This is a genomic window from Gemmatimonadaceae bacterium (assembly GCA_036003045.1).
Taxonomy (GTDB): Bacteria; Gemmatimonadota; Gemmatimonadetes; order Gemmatimonadales; family Gemmatimonadaceae; genus JAQBQB01.
In genome coordinates, this window is record DASYSS010000104.1 from 1 (window position 1) to 15868 (window position 15868).

Here is a 15868-nt window from a genome sequence, read left to right on the forward strand (position 1 = left end):
ACTGGCTCTTCTGAAGATTTACTAGTGTGATCGTGTCCTCATTGGTCTTGTACCAGGTGTCCTTACGCCGGCGAAACCCAACCGGCGCAAGGGCTCCCTCGAAGATCGTTTCAAGCTCCTTTGTGTTCATGGTTGCTTCAGCCTGTAGGTCTCTAGCGTGGTTTTATGCGCTTTACCTGTTTGTTCCTCAAGCTCCTTCTTGTAGTCCTCAAGTTGTTTCGCGCCACGTCGCTTCGCCCGCTCATTGTCCGGCTTTAGTTCCTTGATTACACAAGTCTCGGGATTGTAGGCATCACACCGCTTTCCACTCGGCAGGCGCTGCTCCTTTTGAAATCCCTGCCCGGCGTCCCAAGCCTTGTGAGCGGCACGACCGCCTGCGGCGGCGCTCGTTTCGCCGCTCGTGGAGCTCCGACTAGACCACATCGTTGGAATTTCAATATTAAACCAATTACTCGGAGGGCCAAACTTGTTGGTCAAGTCGACGTATGCTGCGGCGACGAGCGTCGCAAGGCCGGCCGCGGCAAGGGCGGTGGCATAGCTCTCGCCGATGCACAGATCCCAGACGCACAGCCCAAACGGATCTGAGTAGTTGACCGGATCCCCACCCCCAAACCCGTACAGATTCAGCCCGCCCCCCAACCCGATCGGATCCTCCTGCGTGAACCGGCCGCTCTTCGGGTCGTAGTACCGATTCCGCCGATACTCCAACCCCATCGCGGTCATCTGGCCCGTGAGCAGTGAGCCCATCCAGCTCGTCACGCGACGCGAATCGTGGGTGCGTTCGCGATAGGCGGTCAGCAGCTTGTTCTCGTCCGTCGGCAGCGGCGGCGTGTATGCGACGTTGCCGTTGTACAGTGGCCGTCCGCCGGCAAACGCGATCGCGGTCGCGTTGCCGCGCCAGTCGTGCAGCGGATACATCGCGAACGAGCTGAGGTCGAGCGTGTCGACGCCCGCGCCGGAACGATGCACGGCGAGCGGTTGGTCCATCCCCAGACCGTGCGTGTACAGCACCTGGCCCCAGAGCCACGAATACTGACGAACCGGTGGCGTTGGATTCAGGATGTCGTTCGACGGTTGCACCAAGTTGTACACCAACGCCGTATCCAGCTCGGCGATCGAATCCGGCATGCGGAACTCGGCGAGCAGCTGATCACCGTCCCACACGAACCGCTCGACGCTGCAGAATTCGCCGCACTCGCCGCTCGGGATCGTCGGGATGTGGCGCGTCTTCACCCAGACCCGACGCCCTAGGGCGTCGTACCGAGTCTCCTGATCGCTGTACTCCTCCTCGGGGAACACTTCGACGCCGGGATGCGGTTGCGGGCGTTCCGTGTAGAACCGCATCCGGCCGTTCGCGTCGTATGCGAATTGGGCATCCGTCTCGATCGGCACCGCGACGTGACCGGTCTTGTCCGGGACGAAGCGGGCCTGCGAGGTCAGGATCTGATTTCCCGCTTGGTCGTATTGGGTCAGCTGGATGAAATCGTCCGGACCCGTGTTCGTCTTCTTGATCGACTGAAGACGGCCGGTCAATTGGTCGTACTGGTGAATTCCGTCCGACACCTCCGTCGGGAACGTCACCGACGACTCCCTGACGTTGCCGAGGGGATCGACGGCGTAGGTCTCCGTCTTCGTCGAGTTGGCAATCGAGTCGGTGCGCACGAACCAAGCGAGTCCGCCTTGCGCCGTATATCCGTTGTGGATCGCGGCGCCGCCGTACGTGTGGACCGAGTCGGCGCGCCCCGCGGCGTCGTACGAGATCTTGGCCCATTGAATCGTGTCGGTGTCGGCGAAGCCTTCGGTGCGCCACCCCAGCGTCGCGCTCGGCGCACGATGCAACACGAACGTCATGCGCCCGTCATCGTCGTACTTCCGGATCTCGGCGACGCCGTTCGGCGAGCGCAGGCTGTCGAGACGGCCCCGCTGATCGTAGAAGTAGCTGAATGGACTCGATCCGCTCGTCGAGATCTGGTCGAGGTCACCGAAGTCGTTGTACCGATACGTCAGCGGGCCGGGGTTGCCATCGCCGATCATGTGGAACAACGCCTGCCACGGCTGACGCAGAGTGAGGCGGCGATTCTCGAGATCGTACGTGTAAAGCAACTCGTAGTCGTGCTGGCCGAACTGACCGCTCTCGGTCGCGATCCGCTGGACCTCGCGGCGAAGCGTACCGCCGACGTTGTATTCGCGATCGACGGTCGCGTACGCGTTCGCGGCCTCGCGAACGTTGCCCAGCGCGTCGTACTCGAACGTTTCGACGCCGCCGGGCGTCGACGTCGTCCCGAGGAGGGACGTCGTCACGCTGGTTTGATCGAGCGTCCGCGTCTTCAATCGATTCAGAGTGTCGTAGGTCAGAGTCACGCCATGGCCACGGCGGTCCTCGGTGTACGTCACGTTCACGCCGTCGCCATAGACCGTCGTGTCCCGGTGTTGGTCCGGCGCGACCTCGCGGCGCTTGCGGTGCGCGGCGTCGTAGGCCCACGTCGTCGTGAGCGCGCTGATGCCGTTCGGATTCGGGTTCACACGACGCGTGAGCGACAAGACGTTGCCCTCACCGTCGTATGACTTCGAGACGATCAGCGAATCGCGCAGGCTTTCGTCATACGTGCCCGCGATGCCAGACGTCATGACGGCGCGCGGACCGCTCGTGAAGACGAACAGGTCGCGATCCATGATGTCGTACTTCGTCTGCGCCACGACCACGTGCTGCTGCGCGGCGTCGAGCGGCGAGCGCGTCACCGAGTCGCGGCCGATGGCGTCGCGATCGAAGAAGGTCGTGATCCCGAGCGCGCTGCGCGTGCTCGAGACGTTGCCCAACCGAGCGTCATAGAAAATACGGCTCGAATCGGAGGCACCGCGCTCGAACACCGAGGTCGCGCGGTTCGATGCGTCGTAGTTGAACGTCGCCATCCGTGCCGACGCACCGCGGCCGCTGCTCTGCGTCTTTCGGTTGCCGCGCTGGTCGTAGGTGAAGCTCGTGAGCTCGCCCTCCGGCGCGACCGTGCTGTCAGGCTCGTCCCAGATCGGATTCCAGAATGTCCGCGTCGTGGCGACGCGGGCGTCGTCGACACGCGTGATGCCGCGGACTGGAAGCGCGCGCAGGAGGTCGTATTCGGTGCTGTCCATCGCGCCGCCCGGCCTGTCTACCTTCGTCACGAGCAGAGGCAGCGACGACAGGCCGCGACTGACGAGCGTCGTGCGGCCAAGCCCGTCCACGATCTTTCGCGGAGCGCCATAGCGCGTGAGATAGAACGCGGTCGTGTCGAGAATATCTCGACGCGGGCTCGTGTACTTCGTTCGCACGGCCGAAGTGTCGACCACGCCCGGCGCGCACGCCGCGAGCGTCGTCGCTTGCGCCGGACAGAACGCCGACGCGAGCGGAGCTTCGCCGCTCAGATCAACCGTGTCGGCGACGAGCAGCCGCGACGCGGGGTCGAAACCGAAATGCACGGCGTGGCTCATCGGATCGACGCGAGCGACGATCTGCTCGTTCGCATCATAGAAGAAGCTCACGGGGCTGAGATCCGGGTCGGTGATCGACGAGACACGATTCGGCTCGACGTTGTCGCGCGCGATGGACACCATCCGCACGCCATTCGGCCCCTGCGGCGCGCTCACGCTGGAGAGAACCGGTAGGCTTCCGACAATCGTGAACTGGAACTGATACGCCACCGCCGCGGCACCGGGCGGCACCGGCACCGCGACCGTCGTGAGCTTGCCTCCCGCGCCGAGTCGGCCGCCGAGGTACGTGAACGTCGTGCGGTGGCGGAGCGCGTTGACTGTCGTGTCCTGCTGCCCCGCCGCGTCGTACGTGACGTAGGCGCTGTCGCGCAGGCGGCGCTTGTAGCCGCCCGTGGTGTGATAGAGGGTGTCCTGACGGTCGAGCGAAGGAGCGACGACCCATTTCGCGTCGCCGCTGTTGGGCACCTTCGAGTAGAGGCGCGTGCTGCCGTCGCCGCCGACCCAGAGCCGCTGCGATGAATCCGGCGTCGTGATGCTGATCTGCTCGAGGCCGTCGAGCCACCATCCGCGACCGAATGGGCTGTTCACACGATTCACGACGGCGATTATCCCCGTATCGCGCGCCACCGCGAGAACGGTCGAGCCGCTCATCGCTTGCACCTGGAAGACGTAGGTATACGCGCCCGTCTCCCAGTCCGGCGCCTCGAAGCGCACCGCGATGCGGCGCGGCCGTCCGTCCGACAACGTTCCGCTCCACGAGAAATCGCGCTGCACACTCACCGCGGACTTGGCTGGGAAAGTGAGCGTTGCCCGTACAACGCTCGCGGTGATCGACGCGGGCACGGTCACCTCGGCGGCGATGACGCCGCCCGGGCGAGCATGGTCGCTGCCAAAGACGAGCGTCGGCGTTCGCGCCTTTCCCATCGTCGTCGTCGTGGGCAACGAGTGCACGAGACGAAGATCTCCGCATTCGTACGCTGCGCCCGTTGCGGCGGCGATCGTCAGGCATTGCGCGCGGGACACGTTGCCGTCGGGGTTCAGGGTGCGCGCTCGCACGGCGAGCGTCGTCGGCGCAGGCACTGAAACGGTGCGCGTGCCGCTGACATTCACCGAGCCGTCGGCGCTGTAAACGTTCAGCGAGACTGTGCCGACAGAGCCCGCGTCTCCCGACTGGTAGCTGACGACGACCTGCGACTGTCCGCCGGTGGCGAGACTGCTGGTGGAACCGGTGAGTCCGGCGGTGCTCGCGCACGACGTCACCGAGCCCGAACACACGACAGCGAACGAGAATGACGCCGTCACTCCCCCGGTGTTGGTGATCGTGAACGTGACGGTCTGCGCGCTGTGCGCCGGCGGAGAGACCTGGTCGTTCGCCGGCGCGACGCTCGCCGCGATCGTCGGGCTCGTGCTCGCGGAGAGGAGAATCGTTCCGACGGACTGGCGCCCGCTCTCGACTTGAGTCCCGAACAGCTCGATGAAGTTCGGCCCATCCGTGGGCCCCGTCGCGTCGTAGCCGATGGTGACGCTGCCCGTCGCACCGGCGGCGAGGACGAAGGGACTCGAGGGACCGTGCGCGAAGCGGCAGTTCTGCGCGAATCCGTGACAGGCGGGCAGATACTGATACGAGCCGCTCATCGTGCCGGTGTTGATCACGGAGAACGTGACCTCGTGGTACGCGACCGACCGATCCACCGTGACCGTGAGCGGGGCGCCCACGCTTGGCGTGATCCCGATGCCCAGATCCGGCGATTTCGTGAACACCTGCATCGACGCGCTGGCGCTCGACACCGAACCGTCCGAGGCGTGAAACGTCGCGGTCAGCGTGATCTGGCCGGAGACGTTCGGCGCCATCGGAGCACGCGGCGTCACGTAGACTGTCGCCAGCTGTCCAGGCGCGAGCTGGAGCGAGGTCAGCGCGCCAGCCGCGGGGTCGTCGAGGTCATAGACCGCCCAGCCGAACGGCCACGTGAAGCCGCCCGCGGTGACAGAACTGAAGTCGTACGCCGCCGGGAGTGTACCGGTGTTCCAAAGATCGAAGAAGTAGCCCGAGATGTAGCCGGGCTCGATCGTCACCGACGGCGCGTCGGCGACGAGCGACGGCACGGCGTGCGATGCGATCTGCGCGAGCGTCGCGACGACGCTGCCCGTGTCGGCGACCGAGTGGTTGCTCGCGTCCGTGTACGTGGCACGCAGGCCAATCGTCGCCGACGGCCCCATGGCCGAGGTGGGCGTGAAGGTGACGACCGCGGAGTCGGTCGCGCCCGGGGCGAGCGTCGACGAGGTCTTGCTGATCTGGCAGGTCAGCGAGGGACAGACCACGGCCAGTTGGAACGCGGCGCTCGCGACGCCGGCATTTCGGACGGTGAACGTGCGCTGCGCGGAAATGCCCGCGAATACATCCAGCGAAAGATTCTTGGGCGTGACCTCCGGTCTGAAATCACTCAGCACGGGCAGCGAATAGGTAAGGCTCGCGCTCGATGTCGAGACGTGACCGGCTGCGTCGGTCGCTGACGCGCCGATGCTGTGCGCGCCGGTAGACATCGAAAAATTCGGATATGTAGACGTGCCCGCCGCGGCGCATCCCGAAGCCGACGATGCGGCGAAGACATCAGGCAGCGCGACGCCATCAAACGTCACGCTGTGAGCTTGCAACCCACTCTCCGCGTCGCACCATTGAATCGTGATCGTCGGCGGAGAGGCCGACGTCACGGTACCAGTTGGCGATATCGCGATGGTCGGCGGCGTGGCATCGACGACGACGGACGTGGACGCGCTCGCGGTGATGGCGTGTCCCGTGACGCCCGTGATTGTCGCCGAGAGCGTGACGATCGCGGTTCCGCTCGAGGCGCCGGCCATGAACGACACGGCGACGGTCGCGGTCTGGCCGGCAGCCAACGAGACCGAGCTCTGAGAGAGTGAGCACCCGGAGACCGGCATCGTGCAACCGGCGACGAGCGCATAGGTCGCGGTGAGCGATCCCGGGTTGCGAACGGTGAACGTGTCCGCGGCGGTTGACTGAGCCGCCCGCGTCCGCGACGGCGTGACCGCGACGATGGCCGGCGTGAGCTCGACGGCCTCATCGTACACGAACGTTCGAGTCGACGTCGTCGTGTGCACGCCGTCGCTCACGGTCGCCACGAGCGTGTTGGTCCCGGGCTGTGCGTTGATGCCGAACACGGTGCTGCCGGCCGTGGCGCACCCGGATTGGGTCGCCATGACGAAGCTGCCGCTTGCCGCCGACCCGTTGACGGTGAGCGCGGGCGCCGTGACGATTCCATCCACGTCGCAAACCGTCACGACCGAGTTGACGGCGCGCGTCGTCAGGACGGCTCCCTCGGATGGCGTCACGCCGATCGTCGGTGGATTGACGTCGCCCGATGTCACTGCGACAGACGCGGTGTCTGCTTCGATGAGCGATCCGGCCTGACGCTTCGCGATCAGCTTGACCGTGCCGGAGATCGCGCCGGACGTCGGCGGCGTGTACGACACCGACACGCTTCCGGACGCACCCGGTGCCAGCGTGATCGACGGAACGTTGGTCGTGCAGCCGTTCGAGCCGAGCGAGCCGCACACGCCGCTCAGCGTGTACGTCGCGGCGGCGTTGCCGCTGTTCGTGAGCGAGAACGAATCCGTATGCAGCATGCCGTTGGTCGCGGCCGCCGCGGTCGTCTTGGGCGACAGCCTCGGCGTGTGGTACGCGAGGTACGCCTGCACGATGCCTGTATCAGCCGCGACGATCGTCGCTCCATCGAGGAGCGAGGCAATCATTTGGATCGTGACCGGTGATGCCGTCGAATTACCGAGCGACGCAGGCGGCGTTACGCTCGCCGACACACCGGTGCCGTACCACGGAAGCTCGATCTCCGGCGGGTCGACGTCGCAGTACCAGGAGGCGGGGCACCTCATCGAGAGCGCGTATGCACCCGAGGCGTTGGTGGGGTTGCTCCCACCCGTGAAGTTCACCGACGACGGTTGCCCTCCTTCGACGACGACGCTCGCTCCCGCGGCGGCTTTGGGATTGACCCACGGTTCGGCGTCAGGCGTGCGCACTGACGCCGACGCGGAGCGCGCGATGTTCTGCCCGCCAGCGGTGACCGTCGCCGTGAGCGACACCGTGTTCGCAACCGAATAGCCGGTCGGCGCAAGGAAGCTGACGGTGACGTTCTGCGAACTGCCGCCGCCGAGTGTCATCGAGGCCGGGCTCGTGGCGCATGACGTCATCGATCCGCACGACGGAGCCAACGTCAGCGGGAGCGCGACGGTGCCGGAGTTCGTGACCGTGAACGTCATCGATCCGGTGGCGCCGCGCCGAACGGTCGCCGTTTGGGTCGTCGCGGCCGCCACGAGGATGTGCACCAGATTCGCCGACATCGTGTACGTCGTCGTCGTCGTCGTCACCTGTCCCGAGCGATCGGTCGCCGACGCGACGATCGTGAGCGGTTTCGTGAAATCGACCGTGACGTGCTGAAATGACGACGTCCACTGGTTGCCGCACCCCCGGGTGCTGCTCCAGCTGAACGTTTCGCCCGTGAGCGGCTGTCCCTGCCAGGTGATGGTGTGAGCGACCATCGAGTTCGTCGGATCACACCAGACGACCTGCAACGGGCTGATGGTTCCTGACGTCAGGACCGTTCCATTCACCGGAACGACGACGATGGTCTGCAACATCGTTCGTGCCGATCGCCTCGGCGGCGATGTCGCTGCGGCCCGGGACGAGAACAGCAGCGCGGAAATGACGGCGAGGGCCGCATGACGTGGACGGATCGAGCGAAGAGACACGCGTAGCTCCTTGGTCGAGCGGGTGGATGACCCGCCGAGCAAAGGCAACGCGTGCGCCGGGCTCGCTGGCGCTGCGACTCGATGTCGCTACAAGGACTTACCGAATTTCACGACGCGAACATCGTCGCACGATTCGCGACGTACTCGCGCGAATTCGCGTTTGCGAGCGCGAATGCGAAAGCGCCGGGGTATGCCGGCGTCTTGTCCTTGAATAACGTCTCGCCCTTGATGAACCAGGAAATGCCGAAGGCCCACAGCGCGAGCGTCTCGAGCGCGTAGAACGCCGGGATTCCCAGCCAGAGCGATGTCTTCAGCGAATCGCTGAACACGCCGATGGTCGCGATGCAGAGGACGATGACGATCGCGCACCCGAGATAGATCGCATTGCGCTTCCGCTTCTCCGGCGTCATGAACCCGCGCGACTGCCGGAACAGCAACGCAAAGATCGCCAGCGTGAGGAACAGGCCGCTCGCCGACAAACCACGATCGCCACGACGATCGGCATCGCGATGCCCAGCAGGCCGACCACGCGGCGCAGCGTGGTTTACGAGACGAGCTCCGTGCCGTCGTCGCGGCGATCGCTGTGCGGATGGAGCGGGCCGAATCGGCTGGCGTTGGTCGGCGGGCTGGTGATGGCCATGTCATGACCCCTCGAGCGCGGCCCGTGCTCGCGCTACGTAGGGCGCGGCGTCGCACTCGGTGTAAAGGTGGAAGGCTTTCTGAAGATGCTCGCGCGCCACGTGCCTCTCGCCGGCAAAATGCTTCAACCGGCGGCCGAGCTCGAAGTGGGCGTCGGCCAACGCGATCTTGGCTTGCTGCCGCTGGGCGAGATCGATCGCCTGCTCGAAGCGCCGCCGCGCGGCGCTTTGGTACCCCGCTTCCCATTCGTACACCGCGGTCCCGACGAGCGCTGACGCCCGGATGTGCCGGAATCGCTTCGTGAACCGCAGCCCCGCCGACGCCGACGCCTTCGCCTTACGCAGCAACACGGCGCGCTCGCGAGGATCTGATGTCTCGGACAACAATTCGACGTAGGCGCGAACCAGCATTGGATTCACCCGCCCCGTGACGAAATCGATCGGCACCGAGCGCGCGCGGCGCATCTGCTGCGACGCCTCGAACGCCGACACTGCTTCGCGCATTCGGCCCAGCGCAAAGTGGACATGCCCGCGGAGCACCTCGACCCAGATGACCTGGAGAAGGTCCTCCGACTCGAACCGTTGCGCCAGCTCGCAGGCGCGGTCGATCTGCCGGGCCGCGGATTCGGTGTCGCCGAGCTCCGCGGACACCGCCGCGCACTTGATGCAGATCGGATTCGAGTTCATGAACGCGCCGACCCGCTCCAACGCCTCGAGCCCCCGCTCCGCCTCGCGCCGCGCTTCGTCGAGGTTGCCGTTCGAGTGGTGCATGATGACGAGCAGGCAGTGCTGCACGCCCAGCAGGTGCATGTCGCCGTGGATCTGAAACGCGTTGCGGGCGACGCGCGCCTCTTCGATGCCGCGCTTCCAGTCGCCCTCGAGCATGCGGACCATCGACCGCCGCCCCACGGCGTGCGCCACGTGCCAGGGCGAGCCGAGCGCGCGCCCCATGCTCTCGCCTCTGCCGGTGTACTCGTCGGCGCGCTTGAAATCGCCGAGCAACCAGGCGTAGCCGAGTCCGATCAGCGCGTTCGCCGCGCTGAGCTGGCGCGAGGGCCCGAGCTGCTCGGCGAGATTCATCGCGCGGAGCCAGCAGAAGGGCATGAGGGCCGGCTCGATGGCGAATTCCATTTCGATCAGCGCGAGATACGTGTCGGCGCGCTCGGCGATCAGCGCGCGGCGCGCCCGATCATGCTCGACGCGGACGCTTCGCGGAAACGTGCGCCGATAGAGATGCACCGCCGCCTGCCGCAGCGTCGCCGCGGCGAGCGCCATGCGTGAACGCGGCTTCGAGTCGCCGAGCAGCGAAAGGCTCTGCCAAGCCAGGTCGACGGCCTGCGCGACGGCGGCCCTCGCGTACTGCACGACGCTCTTCTTCCGAAGGATGCGCGCCTTGTCGAAGTCCCGGTCGAGCGTCGCGAGAATTCCGTCGTATCTCGCGAGAGCCGCGTCGAACGCACCCGACAGGCCCTGCATGTCGGCGAGATCCTCGCTCACCTGCAATCGCTGCGCGGTCTCCGTCGCCGGCAGCAACTCCAGCGTCTTGGCGAACAGGCGGCTCCCGACTTCGATGGCGTGCACCTGCTTGGCGCGTCGCCCGCCGATGATGCAGTAGTGGAGCGCTTTATCGGGTACGTCGGCGAGCGAGTAGTGCTCGGCGAGCGCCTCGATGTGCTGGTCGATCGCGCCCGCGTACACGACCTCGATCGTCTCGGCGATGCGGCGGTGGAGCGCCCGCCGAGCGGCGTCGGACAAGCTCGCGCTGAGCAGCTCGCGCAGCCGGTCGTGGCTCGTGCGGTAGGTCGATTCGGCGTCGGGAAAAGGTGCGGCGAGGTGCCGGTCGCAGAGTGTGCGAAGCACGGCGTGCAGCGGCGCTTGAGCGACGCCCGACACCGCCGCCAACATCGAGGTTGTTATCGGCCGGCCGTGGACGGCCAGAACGTGCAACACGGCGCGCTCGTCGTCGTCGAGATTCTCGAGCCGGCGCCCGAGCGTCTGGCGCACGGTGGACGGGATCTCGAGCGCGTCGATCGGCCGGTCGGCGGCCCATTGTCCGTGCTGCAGATAGATCGCGTCGTTCTCGACGAGCGAGCGAATCACCTCGCCGACAAAGAACGGGTTACCAGCGGTCTCGCGCGCGACACGCGTGACAAAAGCGTTGGGCAGCGACTCGAGGCCGAGCATCGACGCCACGAGCTCGGAGAGATCGCGGCCGGCGAGCGGACCGAGCGCGACGTGCTCGAACTCGCTCCGCGCCGCCCACTGCTCGAGCGACTTTTCGACGGGACGATTCTCGGTCTCGTCGTCTCGGTAGCTGACGATGACGGCAAGGCCCACGCGATCGCCGTTGCGTTCGCGAATCGCGATCGACCGCAGCACGTAGCTCACGAGGTCCATCGTTCCGGAGCGCGCCCAGTGTACGTCGTTCACGTAGAGGACGAACGGCGCGCGCTCGGCGACGGCGAGGAGGAACTCGCAGACGCGGTCGATGAGGCCGACGCGGTCGTCCTGCGCGCTCACTCCCGCCTGAGCGGCGACGATGCTCCGCTCGTGCGCGAGCTCGGGATAGAGGCGGGCCAATTCCGGCGCGAACCGATCGACGAGATCCGAAGCCGACGCCGCGTCGGCGAGACGAATGACGTAGCCGATCGCGTCGGCGATTGGCCCGTACTCGGACAACGAGCCCTCGTAGCAGTTCGCCTCGATGAACGTGAACCGCGAGAGCTGCGCCCAACGTCTCAGCTCGAGCATCAGTCGCGACTTGCCGGCGCCCGCAGGCCCGCTGACCGCGAACATCGGAGGACCCGGCGGTCCGTCGCCGCCGAGACGGCGCCTCACGAAATCGGTGAGCCGACGTTGTTCCGCCTCGCGGCCGACGAACTTTCCGGAGAAGAAGTAGCTCTCGCGCGTCTCGGACGTGTCGACGGCGAACGACAGCCCGCCGCCGGCGTTGATCGCGTCGATGACCGCGCTGCCCGACCGGTATCGCGCCGACGGATCCTTCGCGCACAGGCGCTCGACGAGCGCGCGCAGCCACGCGGGAATCCGCTGACGCTCTTCGGCGTTGAACGCGATCGGGTCCCGCGCGTGCTTGAGCACGAGCGAGATCGGCGAGCTCGCCTCGAACGGAATTCTTCGACAGAGCAACTCGAAGAGCGTGACGCCGAGGCTGTAGAAGTCGACGCGGTGGTCGACCCCGGTTCCGCCGGTGAGCTCCGGCGCCATGTACGCGGGACTTCCCATCGGGCCGACGGATTTCACGTCGGGCTTCGCGCCGGCGACGCCGAAATCCAACACACGCACGCGTCCGTCGCGACCGACCAGAATGTTGGCCGGCTTCAAATCGAAATGGATGACGCCGCGGCTGTGCATGTACGAGAGCGCGCGGCAGATCTGCACCACGAGCTCGACGATGTGTGCGTAGTCGCCTTCGGACGTGGCCTCGAGGACCGTTTTCCCTTCGACGAGCTCCATCGTGAACAGGTAGTCGCCGCCGCCGGCGATCGGCTCGAAGTCGTACACCGATCCGACGTTCGGATGGCGCAGACCGCTCATCGTCTTGAACTCGGCCTTGAACAGGTTGAGCGCGTTGGCGCTCATCCACGATCCGCGAACGGTCTTGAGGGCGACGAGACGATCGGGATTCTGCCGGTCGCGCACGCGGTAGACGATGCCCATGCCGCCCGAACCGAGCACGGACTCGATCTCGTAGCGTCCGTTGACGACGGTGCCGAGGGCAAGGCGCCCGGGAATCGCCGTTTCCTGTGAAGGGAAGGCCGGATCAGTGTCGGCGAGCGGGAGCAGTGAGGGTGCGGCGGTGATGGTCAGAGGCCTCGATGGGCGGGTGGACCGGTGGACCGGTGGACGGGTGGACGGTTGGACCCGCACACAGGGGCTTGTTTTTCACCACGCGGTTTTGGAGGGCCTCCCGACATTGCGCAGCGGGCGGAACCTGCTTTGGGTTCCAGGGCAACGAATTACAACGAGTTACGAGATATCGCAGTCCATTTTTTCCGGGGCTCTGCAATGGATTTTGTCGCCACCTTTCTCGAGCGTTCGCGCTATTACTTGGCCACCGAATACCGGATCAAGATCCGCGCGGCGGTCGAGTCGCTACCCAAAGGCGCGCTATGGAGTCGGCCGAATGCCGAATCGAATAGTGTCGGCAACTTGTTGGCGCACCTCACCGGCAACGTTCGGCAGTGGATCGTGAGCGGCGTCGGCGGCGCACCGGACGTGCGCGATCGTGCCGGGGAATTCGGCGCGCGCGACGGCGACGATGCGGCCGCGCTGCTGTCGGCGCTCGACGCCGTGCTGGACGAAGCCGACCGAGTTCTTTCCAGGCTCACCGCGACGGATCTGGCCGGCGTGCGCAGGATTCAAGGGCGCGACGTGAACGTGATGGAAGCCGTGTATCACGTCGTCGAACACTTTGCCGGCCACACCTACCAGATCATTCTCGTAGCGAAGATGCACGCGCCGGGCGCGGTTCGCTTTTATGAAGACGCCGGCGGTCTCGCGCGTCCCATCTGGCCGGGCCTCACTCGAAGTTGACCCGTGCGTTGCGGCCAGCCCGATCGGTATGACACTCGCCGAGCGCGTATTGTGCCACCAGATCCATCCGCTGAAGTTGTTCACGGATGTGTCGACCGCGTTCGTCGCCGCGTGGCTTCTGTGGGCGCAGAAGTTCGGCGAAGCGATGCTCGTCGGATTCGTTCCGTCGATCTTGGGCTAGGGTTGCGCGTGCTCTTGTGTCATGCTGGCGTCAGCTACCGCACATACAATAGATAGGCGCGGCTCCGGAGCACCGGAGCCCGGCTGTGATGCACATCACTCTCATCGAGACGACCTCCATGCAGCGCATTCTTTCGCGTGCCTCGTTCGCCGTCGCACTGCTCGCCGTTCCCGCGTTGGCGAGCGCGCAGAAGTTCACCGCGACCAAATTCGACATCGGCGGCACGGGCAACTTCGACTATCTCACGGCCGACAGCGCGACGGGACGCGTGTTCGTTTCTCGCGGCAACCGTATCCAGGTCGTCGACGGAGCGACGGGCAAGAACCTCGGTGAGATTCCGAACACGCCGGGCACGCACGGCGCGCTGATCGTGAATTCCACAAATCATGGATTCACTACAAATCGCGCGGACTCCACCTCGACGATGTTCGACGTCACCACGCTCGGCGTGCTCAAACAGATCCACGCCGGCAAGAGCGGCCTCGATGGCTTCATGTACGAGGACGCGACCAAGAAGGTGATCACGATCAACCACAGCCCGGAGAATCCGCCCACACCGGGCACGATCGTGGTGATCGACCCCCAGAGCGGCGACGTCGTCACGACGTCGACGACCACCGGCTCCGCTCCCGAGGGCGGCGTGAGCGACGGCAAGGGTCGCGTCTTCATCAATCTCGAAGACAAGAACGCGATCGACGTGATCGACACGAAGACATGGAAGGTGACCGCGACGTGGCCGGTCTCGCCGTGCGACGGCCCGACCGGCATCGCGATGGATCGCGCGGCCAATCGTATCTTCGTCGGCTGCGGCAAGACCTCGTTGGTCGTGGACGCCGCGAGCGGCAAGATCGTGGCGCAGATCACAAATGGCGACGGCGTGGACGGGATCGCTTGGGACCAATCGCAGAAGCTTCTCTACATCCCGAGCGGCGCCGACGGCAACGTGACCATCGTGCACGAGGATTCGCCGGACAAGTACACGACCGTCGGCACCGTGACGACGATGAGAGGCGCGCGCACGATCACCGTCGACCCGAAGACCCACACCGCGTACGTCTTCACGCCGGAATACGGGCCGGCTCCCGCGCCAGCGCCGGGCTCGCCGCCGCCGACCGGTCGTGGTCGCGGCCCGCGCGGTCCGCAGATCGGCGCGTGGCTGTTCGCGATCAAGCACTAGAACCGGGTGACCGGTGACTGGTCACCGGGCTTTCCCGTAGCAACCCGACGTCCCAGCCGGTGTAACACGGTGGACCCTGACTGCACAGCCGTGGTTCCGAGGCTCATTTGCGTGTCGCGCCCGCCGACAGCGATGAGGCTGACGTAACGGCTCCTACTTCTGTCTTCGGATCACAGCCGTGGCTGATTCAACCGACGCCGCTCGGTCCGACCCGAGCGACGTTTTTTCTGGGACGTCCCTCGGCCCGAGCGACGCGTGGCCGGAGCAGCTTCGAAGCGCCTTCGACGTCTGCCTCCAGTCCAGCGTACCGACGTTCATCTGGTGGGGACCGGAGTTGTCTCAGCTCTACAACGGGGCCGGGGCGCCCATGGTCCGCGCACGACTCTTCTCGTCGCCGGGCGCGCCAGCCCGCGAGTCCTGGGCCGACGCCTGGCCGATCATCAGCCCGGTCGTCGAGCACGTTCTCCTCTCGGGCAATGCAGCCGCCGCGCGCGGCATACCGGTCGAGCCGAACGACGGCGCGTCGGCCGCCCACGTCGACTTCTACTGCAACGCGATTCGGGGCGATCGCGGCAGTATCGACGGCCTGTTCGCGATCGCCGTGGAAAGCATGCACGCCGCGCCGGAGGCATCGCGTCATCAGAAAATGCTCGATGCCGCCGTTCGGCTGACGGGCTCCGACTTCGCCAGCCTTCAGCTACTCGACGCGAATCGTGAAGAACTGCTGCTGGTCGCGCACCGCGGCTTTCAGGCCGACGCCGCCGCGTTCTGGGATCGCGTCGGCGCGGGATCGGGCACGGCGTGCGGAAAGGCGCTGGAGCGAAAGCAGCGCGTCGTCGTCCCGGACGTCGAAGAGGCGTCGTTCATTCGCGACACCATCGATCTGCGCATTTTTCGCGACGCCGGAATTCGCGCCGTGCAAACCACTCCGCTCGTCGCCGGCGATCAGCGTCTGCTGGGCATGCTATCGACGCACTGGCGTCATTGCCATAAACCGGAACCCGTAGAGCTCGAACGCATCGACGTGCTCGCGCGCGAAGTCGCCGAAATTTTGGCGGGGGAAACCTAGTCGGACGT

The 15868-nt window shown here is 65.9% G+C and carries 7 protein-coding genes; 4 read left to right on the plus strand and 3 right to left on the minus strand.

Annotated features, from left to right (window positions below; genetic code table 11):
• Nucleotides 1–126: 126 nt before the first annotated feature.
• The 3 genes from VGQ44_22620 to VGQ44_22630 all read right to left on the minus strand — a co-directional run bounded on the left by VGQ44_22620 (nt 127) and on the right by VGQ44_22630 (nt 12767).
• Entirely contained in the window at nt 127–8130 is an 8004-nt protein-coding gene (locus tag VGQ44_22620; protein ID HEV8449633.1) for an RHS repeat-associated core domain-containing protein, read from the minus strand.
• 218 nt (nt 8131–8348) lie between these two features.
• Nucleotides 8349–8720 (minus strand): hypothetical protein, encoded by a 372-nt coding sequence (locus VGQ44_22625; GenBank protein HEV8449634.1) that lies wholly within the window; start codon nt 8718–8720, stop codon nt 8349–8351.
• Nucleotides 8721–8882: 162 nt separating this feature from the next.
• Nucleotides 8883–12767 (minus strand): protein kinase, encoded by a 3885-nt coding sequence (locus tag VGQ44_22630; GenBank protein ID HEV8449635.1) that lies wholly within the window; start codon nt 12765–12767, stop codon nt 8883–8885.
• A 138-nt stretch (nt 12768–12905) separates the two neighbouring features.
• Here VGQ44_22630 and VGQ44_22635 point away from each other — a divergent pair, with 138 nt between their 5' ends.
• The 4 genes from VGQ44_22635 to VGQ44_22650 all read left to right on the plus strand — a co-directional run bounded on the left by VGQ44_22635 (nt 12906) and on the right by VGQ44_22650 (nt 15860).
• Complete coding sequence (locus VGQ44_22635; GenBank protein ID HEV8449636.1) at nt 12906–13433, plus strand: DUF664 domain-containing protein; 528 nt, start codon at nt 12906–12908, stop codon at nt 13431–13433.
• A 28-nt stretch (nt 13434–13461) separates the two neighbouring features.
• Nucleotides 13462–13614, plus strand: a complete 153-nt coding sequence (locus tag VGQ44_22640) for a hypothetical protein (protein HEV8449637.1) — start codon at nt 13462–13464, stop codon at nt 13612–13614.
• Between the two features lie 88 nt (nt 13615–13702).
• A complete protein-coding gene (locus VGQ44_22645; GenBank protein HEV8449638.1) occupies nt 13703–14791 on the plus strand; it encodes a hypothetical protein in 1089 nt (362 codons plus the stop codon).
• A gap of 178 nt (nt 14792–14969) precedes the next feature.
• Nucleotides 14970–15860, plus strand: a complete 891-nt coding sequence (locus tag VGQ44_22650) for a GAF domain-containing protein (GenBank protein ID HEV8449639.1) — start codon at nt 14970–14972, stop codon at nt 15858–15860.
• Nucleotides 15861–15868 lie beyond the last annotated feature (8 nt).

Excerpts from the sequence above, each read along its gene's own strand:
- VGQ44_22620 (HEV8449633.1), bottom strand. The coding sequence starts at position 8,130 with ATGTTGCAGACCATCGTCGTCGTTCCGGTGAATGGAACGGTCCTGACG.
- VGQ44_22635 (HEV8449636.1), top strand. The coding sequence starts at position 12,906 with ATGGATTTTGTCGCCACCTTTCTCGAGCGTTCGCGCTATTACTTGGCC.
- VGQ44_22640 (HEV8449637.1), top strand. The coding sequence starts at position 13,462 with ATGACACTCGCCGAGCGCGTATTGTGCCACCAGATCCATCCGCTGAAG.
- VGQ44_22645 (HEV8449638.1), top strand. The coding sequence starts at position 13,703 with ATGCACATCACTCTCATCGAGACGACCTCCATGCAGCGCATTCTTTCG.